The sequence below is a fragment of the Allotabrizicola aquatica (SeqCode) genome (assembly GCF_965194375.1).
Lineage (GTDB): Bacteria > Pseudomonadota > Alphaproteobacteria > Rhodobacterales > Rhodobacteraceae > Tabrizicola_A > Tabrizicola_A aquatica.
In genome coordinates, this window is sequence record NZ_CBDAEL010000002.1 from 97,946 (window position 1) to 114,042 (window position 16,097).

At 64.4% G+C, this 16,097-nt stretch carries 16 protein-coding genes; 5 read left to right on the top strand and 11 right to left on the bottom strand.

The features are described 5' to 3' along the window. Window positions 1-83 precede the first annotated feature (83 nt). Window positions 84-1,976: an acyl-CoA synthetase gene (locus AC72UB_RS03190; protein WP_505188485.1), complete on the top strand. Its 1,893-nt coding sequence runs from the start codon at window positions 84-86 to the stop codon at window positions 1,974-1,976. A 116-nt stretch (window positions 1,977-2,092) separates the two neighbouring features. After that, a complete protein-coding gene (locus tag AC72UB_RS03195; RefSeq protein ID WP_505188486.1) occupies window positions 2,093-2,620 on the top strand; it encodes a hypothetical protein in 528 nt (175 codons plus the stop codon). A 10-nt stretch (window positions 2,621-2,630) separates the two neighbouring features. Here the strand turns inward: AC72UB_RS03195 and dtd are convergent, their stop codons facing one another. The 10 genes from dtd to AC72UB_RS03245 all read right to left on the bottom strand — a co-directional run bounded on the left by dtd (window position 2,631) and on the right by AC72UB_RS03245 (window position 12,878). Further along, window positions 2,631-3,074: a D-aminoacyl-tRNA deacylase gene (gene dtd, locus AC72UB_RS03200; RefSeq protein ID WP_505188487.1), complete on the bottom strand. Its 444-nt coding sequence runs from the start codon at window positions 3,072-3,074 to the stop codon at window positions 2,631-2,633. Then, window positions 3,071-3,994, bottom strand: coding sequence for a carbohydrate kinase family protein (locus AC72UB_RS03205; protein ID WP_505188488.1), 924 nt, complete (start codon window positions 3,992-3,994; stop codon window positions 3,071-3,073). Before AC72UB_RS03205 ends, dtd begins: the two co-directional genes overlap by 4 nt. Window positions 3,995-4,054: 60 nt before the next feature. Further along, window positions 4,055-5,014 carry a phosphoribosylaminoimidazolesuccinocarboxamide synthase gene (locus tag AC72UB_RS03210; protein WP_505188489.1) on the bottom strand — a complete coding sequence of 320 codons (960 nt, stop codon included), beginning with the start codon at window positions 5,012-5,014 and terminating at the stop codon, window positions 4,055-4,057. 154 nt (window positions 5,015-5,168) lie between these two features. Further along, a complete protein-coding gene (locus AC72UB_RS03215) occupies window positions 5,169-6,329 on the bottom strand; it encodes a TFIIB-type zinc ribbon-containing protein (RefSeq protein WP_505188490.1) in 1,161 nt (386 codons plus the stop codon). A 3-nt stretch (window positions 6,330-6,332) separates the two neighbouring features. After that, window positions 6,333-7,424, bottom strand: coding sequence for an SPFH domain-containing protein (locus AC72UB_RS03220; protein WP_505188491.1), 1,092 nt, complete (start codon window positions 7,422-7,424; stop codon window positions 6,333-6,335). A gap of 129 nt (window positions 7,425-7,553) precedes the next feature. Beyond that, window positions 7,554-8,198 (bottom strand): DUF4241 domain-containing protein, encoded by a 645-nt coding sequence (locus AC72UB_RS03225; RefSeq protein WP_505188492.1) that lies wholly within the window; start codon window positions 8,196-8,198, stop codon window positions 7,554-7,556. Further along, the gene (locus AC72UB_RS03230) at window positions 8,195-9,109 is read right to left on the bottom strand and encodes a DUF2927 domain-containing protein (RefSeq protein ID WP_505188493.1); all 915 of its coding nucleotides are present in this window, start codon (window positions 9,107-9,109) and stop codon (window positions 8,195-8,197) included. The genes AC72UB_RS03225 and AC72UB_RS03230 overlap by 4 nt, the downstream gene beginning before the upstream one ends. 55 nt (window positions 9,110-9,164) lie before the next feature. Continuing rightward, on the bottom strand, window positions 9,165-10,349 hold the full coding sequence (locus AC72UB_RS03235; RefSeq protein ID WP_505188494.1) for a toxic anion resistance protein: 1,185 nt from the start codon (window positions 10,347-10,349) through the stop codon (window positions 9,165-9,167). 36 nt (window positions 10,350-10,385) lie between these two features. Beyond that, complete coding sequence (locus AC72UB_RS03240) at window positions 10,386-11,267, bottom strand: 5-bromo-4-chloroindolyl phosphate hydrolysis family protein (RefSeq protein WP_505188495.1); 882 nt, start codon at window positions 11,265-11,267, stop codon at window positions 10,386-10,388. Window positions 11,268-11,531: 264 nt separating this feature from the next. After that, window positions 11,532-12,878, bottom strand: a complete 1,347-nt coding sequence (locus AC72UB_RS03245) for a pseudouridine synthase (RefSeq protein ID WP_505188496.1) — start codon at window positions 12,876-12,878, stop codon at window positions 11,532-11,534. A gap of 76 nt (window positions 12,879-12,954) precedes the next feature. Between AC72UB_RS03245 and AC72UB_RS03250 the strand changes: the two genes are divergently transcribed. Beyond that, window positions 12,955-13,413 (top strand): nucleoside deaminase, encoded by a 459-nt coding sequence (locus tag AC72UB_RS03250; protein WP_505188497.1) that lies wholly within the window; start codon window positions 12,955-12,957, stop codon window positions 13,411-13,413. Here AC72UB_RS03250 and AC72UB_RS03255 read toward each other — a convergent pair. Next, window positions 13,410-14,102 carry a metal-dependent hydrolase gene (locus AC72UB_RS03255; protein ID WP_505188498.1) on the bottom strand — a complete coding sequence of 231 codons (693 nt, stop codon included), beginning with the start codon at window positions 14,100-14,102 and terminating at the stop codon, window positions 13,410-13,412. The two genes, AC72UB_RS03250 and AC72UB_RS03255, sit on opposite strands and share 4 nt — an antisense overlap. 213 nt (window positions 14,103-14,315) lie before the next feature. Here AC72UB_RS03255 and gatC point away from each other — a divergent pair, with 213 nt between their 5' ends. Beyond that, on the top strand, window positions 14,316-14,603 hold the full coding sequence (gene gatC, locus AC72UB_RS03260; RefSeq protein WP_430465151.1) for an Asp-tRNA(Asn)/Glu-tRNA(Gln) amidotransferase subunit GatC: 288 nt from the start codon (window positions 14,316-14,318) through the stop codon (window positions 14,601-14,603). Further along, on the top strand, window positions 14,600-16,096 hold the full coding sequence (gene gatA, locus AC72UB_RS03265; protein ID WP_505188499.1) for an Asp-tRNA(Asn)/Glu-tRNA(Gln) amidotransferase subunit GatA: 1,497 nt from the start codon (window positions 14,600-14,602) through the stop codon (window positions 16,094-16,096). Before gatC ends, gatA begins: the two co-directional genes overlap by 4 nt. The last annotated feature ends 1 nt before the right edge of the window (window position 16,097 follow it).

Here is a 16,097-nt window from a genome sequence, read left to right on the forward strand (position 1 = left end):
CCTTGGCAAATGCCGCAATCCCCCGCAGAGTTGTCCTCGGGGAACAGGTCCGCACTGTGTTGCGGGCTCGGGGGGACAAAATCATGGGATCATTTGCATCGCGGGCCGATTTAAAGGCGATTGAGGCCGAGGCAGCGTGGGAGGATCGTGATCTGCCACGGTCGATGTATGCCTTTCTAAGCCGCACCAAAGACGCGCATGGTGCAAGACCAGCACTGTCCTATCAGCTGCTGTCAACGCCGGGGTCAAAGTCGGAAACCCTGACATGGGCCGATCTGCATGGCCGCGTCACGCAGGCGGCCAATCTCTTCCGCAGCCTTGGTGTCGGTGAGGATGACGTGGTCGCCTATGTCATGCCCAACACGGTCGAGACGGCGGTCACGCTTTTGGGCGGGTCGGTGGCGGGGAAGGTGAACCCGATCAACCCGCTTTTGGAGGCCGAGCAGATCTCAGCCATCCTGCGCGAGACCAAGGCCAAGGTGGTGGTCACGGTGCGGGCGTTCCCGAAAACCGATCTGGCGCAGAAGGTGGCCGAGGCGGTGAAACATGCGCCGTCCGTCAAGACGGTGCTGGAGGTGGATCTCTTGCGCTATCTCGGGGGCGTCAAGCGGCTGATCGTGCCGCTGATCCGGCCGAAAAACCCCGTCAGCCACACCGCGAATGTCAAAGATTTCAACGTGGAATATGCCCGCCAACCGGCAGATCGGCTGACCTTCAAGGATGGCACGACCGACCGGGTGGCGGCCTTGTTCCACACCGGCGGCACCACGGGCATGCCGAAGGTGGCCCAGCACAAGGTGTCGGGCATGATCTACAACGGCTGGCTTGGGGCGCAATTGTTGTTCCGGCCCAATGATATCGTGATCTGCCCCTTGCCGCTGTTTCACGTCTTTGCCGCCTATCCGATCTTGATGTCGATGATCGCATCGGGCGCGCATGTGGTGTTCCCCACCCCGCAGGGCTATCGCGGCGAAGGGGTGTTCGACAATTTCTGGAAGCTCGTCGCGCATTGGAAGGTGACCTATATGGTCACCGTGCCGACCGCGCTGTCGGCGCTGATGCAGCGCCCTGTTGATGCCGATATCACCGCGCTGCGCGGGGCGTTTTCGGGATCGGCCCCCTTGCCGATTGAGCTGTTCAACCGCTTTGAAAAGGCCACCGGCGTGCAGATCGTGGAAGGCTATGGGCTGACCGAATGCACCTGTCTTGTGTCGATCAACCCGCCGGAGGGCAACAAGAAGATCGGATCGGTCGGGCTGCCGTTCCCCTATTGTGAGGTGAAGATTCTGGCGTCGGATGGCGCCGGGGGCCTGCGCGATTGCGCGGTGGATGAGATCGGCGAGATTTGCGTCTCGAACCCGGGCGTCTTTGCCGGCAACACCTATACCGAAGCCGCCAAGAACCGCGATCTCTATGCGGGCGAGAAGTATCTGCGCACCGGCGATCTGGGGCGGTTGGACGGCGATGGTTATCTTTACATCACTGGCCGGGCCAAGGATCTGATTATCCGAGGCGGGCATAACATTGACCCGGCCATCATCGAAGAGGCGCTGATGGGCCATGAGGCGGTGGCCTTTGTTGGCGCGATTGGCCAGCCCGATGCCCATGCGGGGGAATTGCCCTGCGCCTATGTCGAGGTGGTCAAGGGGGCGACGGTGACCGAGGCCGAGTTGATGGCCTATGCCGCCAAGCACATCCACGAGCGCGCGGCTTTGCCCAAGCATATCGAGATCTTGGCCGAATTGCCGAAAACCGCTGTGGGGAAGGTGTTCAAGCCCGACCTGCGGCGGCGGGCGATTGTGCGGGTCTATGACGCGGCCTTGGCCGAGGCGGGGTTGGCCGCCCGTGTGGCCGAAGTGGCCGAGGACAAGAAACGCGGGCTGGTGGCGCGGATTGCCACCACCGGGACGGTTGACGATGCGGCGCTGGCGGCTTTGCTCGGCCAGTACCCGCCGGCTTGGGAGCGGATGGGGTAAGCCAGCCGAAAGGCAGAGAATTTTGCGGCACGGCCACAGAGGCCGTGTCGTTTTTCTTTGCAGTGTCTTTCCTCAGCCGCCATTCTGGGGCCAAGATCACGACGAGGATTCCCAAGATGTCGAAACGCGCGCGGGCTGCGTCCCTTGCCCTATGGTGCCTTGCGCCGCAGTCCGCCTTGGCCGAGTCGACGGCGGAAATCCTGTTCCAACACAAACACTGGGAAGTTGAGATCGTTGCCTTCGACGATGGCACCTTTGCCTGTCTGGCCGAGGTGGATGCGCAGTCTGACAGCTTTACCATTTGGCTTTATGCCGACTATGAGGTGTCGCTGCAGTTCTTTTCCACCTCATGGGAGTTTGGCGAGGGCGATACGGCAGATTTGCAGGTGCAGATTGGCAGCCGCGAGCCGTGGAGCCTGACCGCGGCGGACCTTTACCAGAATTCCATTCTGTTCACCTTGCCGGAAGGCGATCCGGCGATCCGGTTCCTGACCGAGGTTTCGCAGGGCAGCCGACTTTACCTTGGCACCGCAGCGGGTGAGCCGGTGATGAACTATTCCCTCGCCGGGTCCAGTGCGTCGATGGCGGCGCTGGGCGAATGCGGCGAAACGCTGCGGCAGACAGACCGCAACCCGTTTGACTGATCGCGTGGGCTTACAAGCTGTCGGTGTCCAGCCAGATCGTCACCGGCCCTTGGTTGACCAGTGACACATCCATATCGGCCCCAAAGATGCCGTTTTGCACCGCGATGCCTTCGGCGGCGATGCGGGTGGTGAAGTGGTCATAGAGCCGCTTGCCCTCATCGGGGCTGGCGGCGGGGCTAAAGCCGGGGCGGTTGCCGCGCAAGTCGGCGGCAAGGGTGAACTGGCTGACGATCAGCGCGGCATTGCCCGCATCCTTGACCGAGAGGTTCATCTTCCCCTGATCGTCTTTGAAAATCCGCAGCTTGGCGATCTTGGCGGCCAGTTTATCGGCCTGCGCCTCGGTGTCGCCCTGCATGGCGCAGACCAATATCATCAGGCCGGGGCCAATCTCGCCCACGGTGGTGCCATCGACCGACACGGAAGCGCGGGTGACACGTTGCAGGACAGCTCTCAAAGCTCATGCCTCCAAGGTGGGTTGGCCCCGGCGCGTGACACGGTCACAGCGGCGGCGCGGGTGCCAAGGGAAAGGGCTGCGTCCAGTTCAGCGTCGGTCAGGGCGGCAAGGCGGGCTTTGGTCAAAGCGCCCGCCTCGTGAAGCGCTGTCAGCGCGCCTGCGTTGAAGGTATCCCCCGCGCCGACGGTGTCCGCCACGGTTACCTTTTGCGCGGCGACAAAGCGGTTTTGGCGGGCGGTGATGGCCCGGGCCCCTGCGGCCCCTTCGGTGATGAACACGACCTTCGGCCCCTTGGACAGGATCTCGCGCGCCAGCGCCTCAACCTCGCCCGCGCCCATCAGCCAGTGCAGGTCTTCATCCGACAGCTTCACGATATCGGCCCGCGCAATCATGCCTTCGATCCGCGCGCGGTAGAGGCCTTCCTTCCCGGCAATGAAGCCGGGGCGGATGTTGGGGTCGATCATCGTCACCCGGGTCGCAGATTCACGGGCCTGCAGCGCGGCATAGGTGCTGGCGGCGGGGTCGTTGACTAAGGAAATTCCGCCGAAAAACAGCGTGCTCACCTCGGCAGGCAGGTCCGGCAAATCCGCCTCGGTCAGCATCAGCCCGGCGGTGTTCTCATCGTAAAACGCATAGGTCGCCTGACCGTCCACCAGTTTGACAAAGGCCACGGTCGTCGGGCGGTTTGACCGCGCGAGATGGCGCGTGTCGACCTTGGAGGCGGTGAGCGTCTCGGCCAGAATCTCACCCAGCATGTCGGTCGAGATGCCCGAGAAAAACGCTGACGGCGCGCCAAGTCGCCCCAGCGCAATGGCGGTGTTGAACACCGCCCCGCCGGCATAGGGGGCAAAGGCCGCCTCGCCGCTGGTGGCGGTGCGTGGCAGCATGTCGATCAGGGCTTCGCCGCAGCTGAGAATCATGTCCGTCCCCCGTGGATGCGGTGGCACCATAGCGGAACTGGCAATGTTAGCGCAAACATATCAGGTGAACCACGGCGCAAGGTTGGCCCGCACCCGCGCCAAAGGCGTCTCGCCGGTCAGGTCCGGCACAAAGGTCTCGCCGGTGATCTGCTCGTATGCGTCGATATAGACGCGCGAGGTTTTCTCAATCATCTCGGCCGGAATCTCGGGGATCGGGTCCTTGTAAGGGTCGCAGCGCGCGCCGACCCAAGACCGGATCACGTCCTTGTCGAAGGAGGGCGGGCGGGTGCCACCCTCAAACGCCGCTTGATAGCCCGAGGCGATCCAATAGCGGCTGCTGTCGGGGGTGTGGATTTCGTCTGCGATTAGAATATTGCCCGCCGCGTCGGTGCCGAATTCGTATTTGGTATCGACCAAGATCAACCCCCGTTCAGCCGCCATTTTCTGGCCGCGCGCAAAAAGCGCCAGCGCCTTGGCCGAGACTTCCTCCCATTGGGCGGCGGTCAACAGACCCTGCGAGACGATCTCGGCGGCGGTCAGCGGTTCATCATGGCCGCCGTCAAAGGCTTTTGACGTCGGGGTGATGATGGCGGCGGGCAGCACCTGATTGTCGCGCAAACCATCGGGCAGCGTGTGGCCATACATGGTCCGCACCCCGGCCTTGTATTGCGTGAGGACCGAAGTGGAGGTCGTGCCCGCCAGATAACCGCGCACCACAACTTCGACGGGCAGGATGGTGACATGCTTGCCCATCACCACATTGGGGTCGGGGTAGGCGAGCACATGGTTGGGGCAGAGGTCAGCGGTGCGGTCAAACCACCAGCGGGCGAGTTGGGTCAGCACTTGGCCCTTGTAAGGAATGGCCGCAAGGATCCGGTCAAAGGCGCTGATCCGGTCGGACGAAATCAGGATGCGCCGCGCCGGTTCGGTGGCGGTGGCCGGAAGGTCATAGCAATCGCGCACCTTGCCGAAATAGGGGTTCGGCAATTCGGGAATGCGGGCGTGGTCAAGAACGCGCATCAAAGCCTCCGGACAGGGATGGCGCGGCTATCGCGCGGGGGGGCGGCGATGTCAACCGCCCAGCCCAATCCGCCTGCTCGTCGTCGCCTGCGGCGCTCCTCGCGAAGAGCGCGCGGCACGCGCGACGATGAGCGCAGGTTTGATGCGCGGGCCGTCAGTTCAGCCAATCGGGCAGGTCGGCGGGGTTGATGCCAAAGGCGGCGGGGTCAGACAGCACCAGCGCCACCCCGGCGACCACCACCACGGCCAAGACCGCAAAGCCGATCTTCCACCAGCTGTAGGGGCGTTCACCCTGCACCTCTCCGGTCTGGCCATTGACGACGAAGCGATAGCTTTTGCCGTTGTATTTGTAGGCGGCGGTCCAGATCGGCAGCAGGATGTGCTTGAACGTTTCATCGCTGTGGCGGGTGTCGATGCCGCTGATCTGTTGCTCATCGCCACCGATGTCGCGGCGCACATCGCCTTCGATCACCCGGGCCATCCGCGCGCGGGCGCTCTGGTGGCCGTCGGCCAGCGCAATCGTGTAGCCTTCGGCCTGAAATCCGGCGAGGAAATCGGGGGAATAGGGTTCGAGCTGCGTCAGATCCCAAGGGGTCAGATCATTGCCAAGCCGTTCGGGCAGGCTGGTCGAGGCCATGACCAACAGATCGTCAAACTCCCGGGCCACTTGGCCAGAGACGCGATGCCAGCGGGTGTGGCGCACCTGTTCTTGGCGCCGTTCGCTGCGGCCGTTGACGTTCACCGTGACAGTGCGGGTTTCGTAGTAATACTCGCCCCGCTGGCCGGTATAGCGGCTGGCGGTGGCCGCATCGAAGGTCCAGAACGGCACATAGATCCCGGCCATGGCGCGGCCCTTGCGGGTGTAGTCCAACAGCCGGTTCGGCGCGAACCAGAGTGACCCAAGCCACCCCGTCAGCGCGTCACGCGCCTGACCTTCGGTTAGCGCAAAGGGCACCAGCGCCTGCGGCTTGATGTGGCGGCGCAGGCCGGTGTCCACCACGACAGGCGTGGCGCAGAAGGGGCATTCGGTGGCATGGCTCGCGCCCTGAAATTCGACCACAGCGGCGCAATTGGGGCAGGTGGTCGAGCGGACCTCTTCACTGATCTCCTCGGGCACGTCCTTGGCCAGCCCTCGCGCAAGAGGGATTTCGCCAAAGGCGCGGGCCTTTTGGCGCGGCGCTGCGGCGCTGATCGCTTGGGTGTGGCCGCAATGGTCGCAGACCAGCTGCGTCTGGCCCGGTTGAAAGCGCAGGTCAGCCCCGCATTGTTCGCAAGGATAGCGATGCGCCTCGGTGACGGAATTTGCGCCCGGCATGGGTCAGCCTGCGGGCGGCGGCGGGGGAACTTGTGTGAACATCCGCGCCAAGTCGGTGTCGGCGGCGGCTTTCCAGCCGTCTTGCCCGGCGGTCCAGACATGCGAGGCGCGGGTGAGGCTGCCAGCCGCGGCCATGGCGGCCAGATCGGCCTCGGTGAAGGGGCCTTTGGTTTCGCCGTTCACCGCGACATGCCAGGCCTTTGCTGCAGGGGGGGGCGGCGGTGGGGCAGCGGCAGCGGCGGGGGCCGCGCCCCAAGGTCCGACCTGCTGCGCCATCGCGGCCCCCATGCCCGCCGCCATGCCCGCGCCCATCATGGCGCCCGCGCCTGAGGCCGGGTTCGCCATGCCTTCGGCGGCGTTGAACTGCATGTACTTGTTCAGATCACCCGCAATCCCGATCGAGGTGCGCTTGTCCAGCACCTTTTCCACCTCTTCGGGCAGGCTGATGTTTTCAATGTAAAACTCGGGGATCGACAGCCCGTATTCCGCGATCTTCGGCCCAATCGCCCCGGTAACAATGCGCCCCAGATCGGCGGTATTGGCGGCCATGTCCAGAACCGGGATGCCGGATTTGGCCAAGACCTGCGAGACCTCTTGCAAGATCACATTGCGGATCTGAAAGCTGATTTCATCGGCGGTAAACTCACCATCGGTGCCGACGATCTCGGTCAGGAATTTGCCCGGATCAGAAACCCGCATCGAATAGGTGCCAAAGGCGCGCAGGCGCACGGGGCCAAATTCCGGGTCCCGCGCCATGATCGGATTCTTGGTGCCCCATTTGTTGTCATTGAACCGGGTGGTGTTGACGAAATAGACCTCAGACTTGAAGGGGCTGTCAAAGCCGTGGTCCCAATGCTGCAAGGTGGTCATCACCGGCATGTTGTTGGTTTCCAACATGTAAAGGCCGGGACCAAAGACATCGGCCAACTGGCCTTCATGCACGAACACTGCCGCCTGGCCTTCGCGCACGGTCAGCTTGGCCCCGTATTTGATCGCTTGGCCCCGGCGCTCAAAGCGCCAAACCATCGTGTCGCGCGTGTCATCCAACCAAGAGATGACGTCGATAAACTCACCTTTAAGGAAATCAAAAACCATGGCGGCAGCCTTTCAATATCGGACGATCAGGGCGTCCTAAATGTGCATAGCATAGCGGTTGTGGCGGCGGTTTGAAGCCCTTTTGCCGGGGCGGGTTGGGGGGAAATTCCCCCGGTTTGCGCCCTTGGGTCAGGCCCCCGCGCAGGGCTGCGGCAAAAGCCATGTGCCGTCGTCATCGCGGCCCATGAAATCGACGTAGACCGCCAGCACCTCGCCCCCTGCGCCGTTCAGCGTGGCCACTGGATAGCCGCCATCACCCCAGCCGGTGGAAACCATGGGAAAGGCTGCGCCCGAAGGCAGGGGCGCCATCTGGGCGACAACGGCGGTCTGGCCGATCAGGGCATCGAACCAGTCATTGTAGAGATCTTTTTCAGGACCAAGCGCCTTGGCGTCTTGGTTCAGGGCGGTCAGGCTTGGCTTGTCGAAAAAGCCCGCAAGCCCAGTGTCGATGCCGACGGTGGCCACATCCTTGCCGCAGACCACGGGGCCAGAGCCAAAGACGATAAGCGCCTTCGAGACCCGCCCATCCTGCGCCGGATCAAGGGCCACGACCAGACGGGCAGGGCCTGCGGGCACGGGGATGGCGACGTAATCTTCAAACCGCGCGGCGGTCAGCGCGTCGGCGACCACCATCCCGCCGGGCGCCACGGTCAGACTGGCAATGCTTTGAAATTCAAGCGGAAAGGTGGTGTTTTCCTGAACCCAGCCCAAGGCGCCCTCGGCCCCTACCGGGCTGGCCCAAAGCCAGATCAGGGGCCAAAGCCGCGCGGTCAACTGTCCCCGCCCACGAGTTGCGCGGTCAACTCGCGCAGGATCGGGCGTACCTCTTCTTCGGTCATGCCGGGTTTAAGGGCAGGGTTGTAAAGCAGGCGCAGCATGTCCTCGTCCATGCCGGTCAGAAGCGCGAATTCCTCGTCATCGTTAAAAATCGACGGGCGCGCGCGCGGGCTGTCATTCGGCAGGCCCAGACCTTGGGCGATCTCCTCATGCAGGCAGGACAGGCGCAGAAGGTCGGGATGTTCGGCCCGCACCACCGCGAAGGCGCGGCTGTAGACGCCGCTTTGGCCGCGCGATTGCGCCAGAACGGCGCAATAGGTCGAACGTGGCATCTGGGTAATTCCGGCCACATCCCGCGCCCCAAGGCCGGGGAGTGCCGCCTGCAGCGCCGGACCGAGCGCCCGGCGTTCGCTTTCCGAGACGATGTACAGGTGGAAATTCGGATTGGTCGCATCCAAACGGATCGGATGACCAGTCACCTGCGCCAGCCGTGCCAGATAGGACGAAACGCGCGCGGTGTCGGTGGCGCGTTTGTCGGCGCTGACCGAGGGGCCGAACGTCAACCCAACCCGCACTGGCCCTTCCCAGCGCCGCAGCATCGACGCTTGACCGCTGAGGGTGCGCCCGCCGGTGCCCGAGACATATTCGTCGTAAAGCGCGATCTGGATAAAGGTCTCGGCCAGCATCCGGTCGGTGTAGGGGGTGTCGGGACCGCCGCCATCGGTGCGCATCAGGCCATTTGACAACAGCGCCTGCTGCACCTGCGCGTAATAGGCGCGGGCGGCCGCACTTTCGGGGGGCTCAGGGGTCTGCCCGACTTGCGTCAGATCCGATGCAGGCAGCGGGGCCGACATCTGGCCCGAGGGGCCGCCGGGGGCGGCACAGCCGGCCAAAAGGGCGGCGGCCAAGGCGACTGCCCCGGCGCGACCTCCCCCCCACGTTGCCCCCCGCTGCGCCATCCCGTCAGACCGCTCCGCCGATGGTGGCCCCGGTGCCGGTGCCGCGCGCCCGCGCCGCCGACAGGGTGTCGCGCAGATCATGCTCCATCTTCACCAGTTCAACCTCAGCCGCCGCCCGGCGCGCCTTGCCTTCATCGGCAATCGACAGGCTTTCTTCGATCGTGGCGATCAGCGAGGCATTGGCCTTCTTCACCGCCTCAATGTCAAAAACCCCACGCTCCATCTCGGTGCGCACGATGCGGTTGGTCTCGCGCAGGTTCTCCGCGTTCGAGGTCAGAAGGTCATTGGTCAAGTCATTCGCCTCGCGGATTGCGACTGCCGCCTCTTTGCTGCGCTGAATCGTGACGGCCTGCGCCAGCTGAGTTTCCCACAAGGGAACGGTGTTGACGAGGGTAGAGTTGATCTTTGTGATCAGACTTTTGTCGTTTTCTTGCACAAGGCGAATGGAGGGCAGCGATTGCATGGTCACCTGCCGCGTCAGCCGCAGATCATGCACCCGGCGGTCCAGATCATCGCGCGCGGCGCGCAGGTCGCGCAATTCCTGCGCCACCTTCACCTGATCGGCCTCGGGCGCGGCGGCAACGGCAGCCTCTTTGGCGGGGATGTCCTTGGCGTCCACCTCGGCCAACTTGGCCTCTCCGGCGGCGATGTAAAGCGCCAGCTCGTCATAGAAGGTCAGGGTTTTTTCATAAAGGATATCAAGGGACTTCACATCTTTGAGCAGCGTATGCTCATGTGTCAAAAGGCTGTCGGTGATCTTGTCGATCTGGCCCTGCACCTCTTCGAAACGGGCGATGAATTTGGCAAAGGGGGCCGCGCGACCCATCAGCCGCTCCCACCATTTTGCCTTGCGCCGCACGTCAAGCTCGGAGACGGAAAAGCCGCGCAGGGTGGTGACGATGTCGCGCAGACTGTCCCCGGCCGGGCCCACGTCCTTGTTTTTCACGCCCGACAGCATTTCCTGGCTGATGACCTGCAATTCCGATTGCGCGGCGGACCCAAAGCCGATGATCGACTGGGTGTTCGTCAGGTCCAATTCGGCCATGCGGGTGCGGATGGCAGCGGCCTGATCGGCCTTGGCCTCGGACAGGGGCACAATGGCGGTGCCGGGTTCGGGAAGGATCACGGCGGTGACCTTTTCAACCTCGGCAAGGGTGGCAGCGGCGGCAGATTGGATGGATTGGGTCATGGCAGTCTCACTCAATAAAGGGGGGGTGCGAAAGGGTCAGGTTTCATATCTCAGCCGGTCGCGCAGGACCGAGATTTCGACATCAAGATCGGTGTGGCCACCGGCCAAAAGCGCGGTGGTGCGGCTGGCAAAGGTGGTTTCCAGATCATCCAGCAGCGCCTCATAGTCAGCGCGGGCCTGCGTGCTGCGGTTTTGGACGTAAAGATCGACGAATTTCACCGTCGCATCGCGCGCGCCCAGAAGATAGACCGACAGGAACTTGCGCGCCGCCGTCAGATCGCCGGGGTCGGCTTCAACGCTGCGAAAGAGCTGCCGCGCGGTGTCGGCAAAGCGGGTGACGCGGGTCTCCAACGGGCGATCGCCCGCGCGCAGGATGGCGTCTTTCATGGCGGTCAGATGGGCCTCGGCCTCGTGCACGGCGCGGGCGACGCGGTCGGTCTGAAAGCTGTCGATCCCGGTCGCACCCTTGTCGCGCATCGGGTCAAGGCCAAAGGCGATGAGGTGCAACCCAAGCCCGGCAAGGGCAAAGAGGGCGGGGTTCACGAACGTCATCGCAGCCCCCGCCTGCTGCTGGGCCAGACCGCCAAGGAAGAGGGCCCCCCCGGTCAGGACCGCGCCCAGCGCCTTGCGGGGCAGGGCGGGGCGGCGGGCAACCTTGCGGGCGGCGAAGGCCTCGGCGGCGCGGAGGCCTTCGCGGGTGGTCCATGCGGCGGCCAAAAGGACGCCGCCTGCGGCCAAGGACAGCACCAGTTGGCGCGGATCACCCCAGAAGGCGGGGATGAGAAAGGCGAGGGCCGCCAACCCCAACATCCCCGCGCGGCGCTGGTCGCGTGAGGCTGAGGGCGCGGGGGCGGGCCGGGTTTTGGAGGGGCTGTCTTGCGGGGTGGGGCTGAACTTTCCGCCGAAACGCTGGGCCATCACACGCCCCCGCCAAAGGCCACATAGGCGATGAGGGCCAGCAGAAGATAGAAAAACAGGGATCGGTGCGCGGTTGGCGACATCTGAAAAGCCCTTTGAAATCGATGCTGCGCCACATAATGGAGGCTGCGCCACAATGGTAAAACACGCCGCTTTCGGCCAATACGCCGGGCGGTCGGGCGGAACTATAGGCAAAGCTCCGCCATGGTGCCAGTCTCCCAAGCGGGAAATCGCCGGGTTTCTTCCCCCCTGACGGGGCCGCCCTTAGCCCTTGCGCGGGCGGCTTGGCGGCTTTGGCCCGCGCGGTCCGGCGATTTTGGGCGCGCTGGGTTTGGCGGTGGCGGGTTTGGGGGCCGCAAGTTTTGCGCTGGCCGGCTTGGAGCTGGCCGCCTTTGGCCCGCGATTGCGGTCTGGGCCGCGCTCAGCCTCGCGATCTGATCTTTCAGCCCGCGCAAAGGGCTTGGCCGGACGATCCGAGGCCGCGTCATCCCGGCGCGGGCGCGGGGCGGTGGATTTGGCACCGGGTTTGGCCGTGTTGAAGCTGCGCGGCGCGCGATCAGGGGCGGCACCTGCCTCGCGGCGCGGGGCGGCCCCGCTGCGCGGTTTGCCTGAAAGCGCCGCACCACGCGGGCTGCGGGTTGTGCGGTCGTCATCGTCCAACGAGGTGGCGCGTGAGGTGGTGGTGACGCGCCGCGCCGGGGGTTTCGGCGCTTCGGTCATGGTCTTGCCTTCACCCGCCGCATCATCCCAAGCGCGGGCCAAGGCGCGCACGCCGTCGCCGGGACGGCTGCGCCGTGCGGCGGTGGCGGCTGCGTTGCGCGCCTTGCGGGCAATCGGATCGGGCGCGTCCTGCCCGCCGCCTTCGCCCAACTGCTCGCGCAGCACCTTGGTGCGCACCTCTTCCACCTCGCCCGGCTTCAACTCACCCAGACGGAAGGGGCCATAGCTGACGCGGATCAGCCGGTTCACCGTCAGATTGATCGCCGACATCGCGCGGCGGATTTCGCGGTTCTTGCCCTCGCGCAGGCCGACCGTCAGCCAAGCATTGGCCCCTTGGTGCCGGTCCAGCACCACAGCCATCGGCTGGAACCGCTCACCTTCCACCGTGATGCCTTGGCGCAGGGGTTCAAGATCGGGATCGGTCGGGTTGCCGTTGACCCGCACGCGGTATTTCCGCAGCCAGCCCGTTGAGGGCAGTTCCAGCCGCCGCTTCAACTCACCATCATTGGTGAGCAGCAAAAGGCCCTCGGAATTCAAATCCAGCCGCCCCACCGACATGACGCGGGGCAGTTCCTCGGGCAGGTGATCAAACACCGTCTCGCGGCCCTTTTCGTCCGAGGCCGAGGTGACCAGCCCGTCGGGTTTGTAGTAAAGCCACAGCCGCGCCGGTTCGAGCCGGGGCAGTGGGTGGCCGGAAATGGTGATAAGATCAGCATCGGTGACATTCAGCGCCGGCGAGGTGATGATCTTGCCATTCACCGTGACTTCGCCCGCCTCGATCAGCCGCTCTGCCTCGCGCCGCGAGGCGACGCCCCGGCGTGACAAAACCTTGGCAATACGGTCGCCAGCGGGGGCAGTCCCCTGCGGGGTGGGCTTTTCTTTTCCGGCCATGACGTTCATCCTTGGCGCGGGGTGGCCAGCCCCGGGGGTCTTCCACCCCCGGACCCCCGAGAGTATTTGAGCCAAGATGAAAGAGCAACGCGGGTTTCGGTCCTTCATGGAGATCGCGCTGGATGAGGCGCGGGCGGCGGGCGCACGCGGTGAGGTTCCGGTGGGGGCCTGCGTGGTGATCGGTGGCGCTGTGGTCGCGCGGGCGGGCAACCGCACGCGTGAGCTTTGTGATCCGACCGCCCATGCCGAGGTGCTGGCGATCCGCGCCGCCTGTGCCGCCTTAGGCAGCGAGCGGCTTGGGGGGGCGGATCTTTATGTGACACTGGAGCCCTGTCCAATGTGCGCCGCCGCCATTTCGGCGGCTCGGGTGGGGCGGCTTTACTATGGCGCAGCCGATCCGAAATCGGGCGGGGTGGCCGTGGGCGCGCGGGTCTTTGCCCACCCGCAATGCCATCATGTGCCCGAGGTCTATGACGGGATCGGCGCGGTCGAGGCGGAGGCGCTGCTGAAATCCTTCTTCGCCGAACGGCGCTAAAGCCGGATCGGATCCAGCACCTGCGGTTCAATCACCTGCACGCCGGGCAGGGCATCGGCCAGCTCCTTGGCCGATTGCTCCAGCGCCGGGAAGGTGCGGTAGTGACAGGGGATGATCGTCTTGAAATCAAAGTAGGTCTTGGCCGCATAGGCGGCGCGGGCCATGTCCATGGTGTAATGCCCGCCTGCCGCCAGAATCCCGATGTCAGGTTTGTGCAGATCGCCCATCCAGCCCATGTCGGCCATGATGTCGGTATCGCCCGAGACATAGATCACATGGCCTTCGCCCGCGATCATGAACCCCACCTCGGCGCCCGCATAGCGTGGGCCGTCCGGGGTAGAGATTGACGAAGAATGGCTCGCGTTGACCATGGTCACCGCCGCCCCGCCCAAGCGGACCGTGCCGCCCTTGTTGAACCCGATGGTATCGATGCCATGCTGTGCGGCAAGCCAGCCTGTCAGGTCATAGATACCGACCACCGCGATGTTCAGCTCTTTCGCCAGCGCGGCGGCATCCGTCGCATGGTCGCTGTGGCCATGGGTCACCAGAATATGCGTGGCCCCGGCAATCGCCTCGGCCCGGCGCGCCTGAGGGAACATCGGGTTGCCGTTGAGCCAAGGGTCGATCAGCAGAACCGCCTTTTCGATCTCGATGCGAAAGCTGGAATGGCCAAGCCAAATGATCTGCATGATCGTCCCCCCAAAGGCTGTAGGCCCATCACACTCATCTAGCGCAGTTCCAGCTTTCGCCAAAACTGAACCTGCGCGCGCCCATCAACCGGCTGCCCAATCTGACCCGGCACCAAGGCCTTGGCGACGGCACCCGCCAGGAAACCCCACCCAAAGCCTTGCAGCCAAAGAGGCGGGGGGCTAAACGGGGCGAAACACTCCAAGAGGTTCTCCATGTCGATCGACATTGATACCGCCCGCAAGGTGGCCAAGCTGGCCCGGATCCGGGTGGAAGAGGCGGCTCTGCCGGATCTGGCCCGCGAATTGTCGGGGATTCTGGGGTTCATGGAGCAGTTGAACGAGGTCAACGTCGACGGGATCGAGCCGATGACCTCGGTCACGCCGATGCGGCTGAAACGCCGGGCCGATGTGGTGACCGATGGCAATATTCAGGCGCAAGTCCTGAAGAACGCGCCCGATGCGCGTGAGGGATTCTTTGCTGTGCCGAAGGTGGTGGAATGAGCGTGTCGCAGTCGAACCCGAACAGCTGGACCATTGCCGCCGCGCGTGACGCGCTGCGCAAGGGCGAGATCACGGCGGTGGATCTGACGATGTCTTGCCTCACGGCGATGGACGCGGGCGATGCGCTGAACGCCTATGTCCACAAGACCCCCGAAATCGCCCTGGAACAGGCCCGTGCCGCCGATGCGCGGCTGAAAGCCGACAAAGAGGCGCCGGCGATGTGCGGCATCCCCTTGGGCATCAAAGATCTCTTTTGCACCAAGGGCGTGCCGTCGCAGGCGGCCTCCAACATCCTCAAGGGCTTTAAGCCCGAGTATGAATCGACTGTCACGGCCAAGCTCTTTGGTGCGGGCGCAGTGATGCTGGGCAAGCTGAACATGGACGAATTTGCCATGGGCTCGTCCAACGAATCCTCCTGCTACGGCCCCTCGGTCAGCCCGTGGAAGATCGACGACCGGCAGTTGACGCCGGGCGGGTCTTCAGGCGGCTCGGCGGCGGCTGTGGCGGCGGACCTTTGCCTTGCGGCGACCGGCACAGACACCGGCGGCTCCATCCGTCAGCCTGCGGCCTTCACCGGGATTGTCGGGATCAAGCCGACCTATGGCCGCGTCTCGCGCTGGGGGATCGTGGCCTATGCCTCGTCCCTCGATCAGGCCGGGCCGATGACCAAATCGGTGCGCGATGCGGCGATTTTCCTAGGCGCCATGGCGGGCCATGACGCCAAGGACTCGACCTCGGCCGACATCCCGGTGCCGGATTTCGAGGCTGCGCTGACCGGCGACATTCGCGGCAAAAAGATCGGTATCCCGCGCGAATACCGTCTGGACGGCATCCCGGCCGAGATTGATGCGCTGTGGCAAAAGGGCATTGACATGCTGCGCGCGGCGGGGGCCGAGATCGTCGACATCTCGCTGCCGCACACGAAATACGCGCTGCCCGCCTATTACGTGATCGCCCCGGCCGAAGCCTCGTCAAACCTCGCGCGCTATGACGGGGTGCGCTATGGCCACCGCGCCAAGCTGGCGGCGGGTGACGGCATCACCGAGATGTATGAGAAAACCCGCGCCGAAGGCTTTGGCCCCGAGGTGCAGCGCCGCATCATGGTGGGCACCTATGTGCTGTCGGCGGGCTTTTACGACGCCTATTACAACCGCGCCCGCAAAGTGCGCGCACTGATTAAGCGCGATTTCGAACAGGCCTTCGCCGCCGGGATCGATTGCATCCTGACCCCCACCACCCCCTCCAGCGCCTTTGGTCTGGGCGAGATGGGCAGCAAGGACCCGGTTGAGATGTATCTCAACGATGTGTTCACCATTACGGTGAACCTCGCCGGCCTGCCCGGTGTGGCCGTCCCGGTCGGGGTTGATGCCAAGGGCCTGCCCTTGGGCCTGCAACTGATCGGCCGGCCTTGGGAAGAGGGTGCCTTGCTCAATCACGCCTATGTGCTGGAACGGGCTGCGGGCTTTGTTTCCAAGCCGGAAAAATGGTGGTAAG

What these genes read in the sequence shown, in the direction of transcription:
- AC72UB_RS03245 (WP_505188496.1), bottom strand. Translation starts at nt 12,878, where the DNA reads ATGGCCGGAAAAGAAAAGCCCACCCCGCAGGGGACTGCCCCCGCTGGC.
- AC72UB_RS03205 (WP_505188488.1), bottom strand. Translation starts at nt 3,994, where the DNA reads ATGATTCTCAGCTGCGGCGAAGCCCTGATCGACATGCTGCCACGCACC.
- AC72UB_RS03235 (WP_505188494.1), bottom strand. Translation starts at nt 10,349, where the DNA reads ATGACCCAATCCATCCAATCTGCCGCCGCTGCCACCCTTGCCGAGGTT.
- AC72UB_RS03240 (WP_505188495.1), bottom strand. Translation starts at nt 11,267, where the DNA reads ATGGCCCAGCGTTTCGGCGGAAAGTTCAGCCCCACCCCGCAAGACAGC.
- gatA (WP_505188499.1), top strand. Translation starts at nt 14,600, where the DNA reads ATGAGCGTGTCGCAGTCGAACCCGAACAGCTGGACCATTGCCGCCGCG.
- AC72UB_RS03215 (WP_505188490.1), bottom strand. Translation starts at nt 6,329, where the DNA reads ATGCCGGGCGCAAATTCCGTCACCGAGGCGCATCGCTATCCTTGCGAA.
- AC72UB_RS03220 (WP_505188491.1), bottom strand. Translation starts at nt 7,424, where the DNA reads ATGGTTTTTGATTTCCTTAAAGGTGAGTTTATCGACGTCATCTCTTGG.
- AC72UB_RS03255 (WP_505188498.1), bottom strand. Translation starts at nt 14,102, where the DNA reads ATGCAGATCATTTGGCTTGGCCATTCCAGCTTTCGCATCGAGATCGAA.
- AC72UB_RS03190 (WP_505188485.1), top strand. Translation starts at nt 84, where the DNA reads ATGGGATCATTTGCATCGCGGGCCGATTTAAAGGCGATTGAGGCCGAG.
- gatC (WP_430465151.1), top strand. Translation starts at nt 14,316, where the DNA reads ATGTCGATCGACATTGATACCGCCCGCAAGGTGGCCAAGCTGGCCCGG.
- AC72UB_RS03250 (WP_505188497.1), top strand. Translation starts at nt 12,955, where the DNA reads ATGAAAGAGCAACGCGGGTTTCGGTCCTTCATGGAGATCGCGCTGGAT.
- AC72UB_RS03210 (WP_505188489.1), bottom strand. Translation starts at nt 5,014, where the DNA reads ATGCGCGTTCTTGACCACGCCCGCATTCCCGAATTGCCGAACCCCTAT.
- AC72UB_RS03195 (WP_505188486.1), top strand. Translation starts at nt 2,093, where the DNA reads ATGTCGAAACGCGCGCGGGCTGCGTCCCTTGCCCTATGGTGCCTTGCG.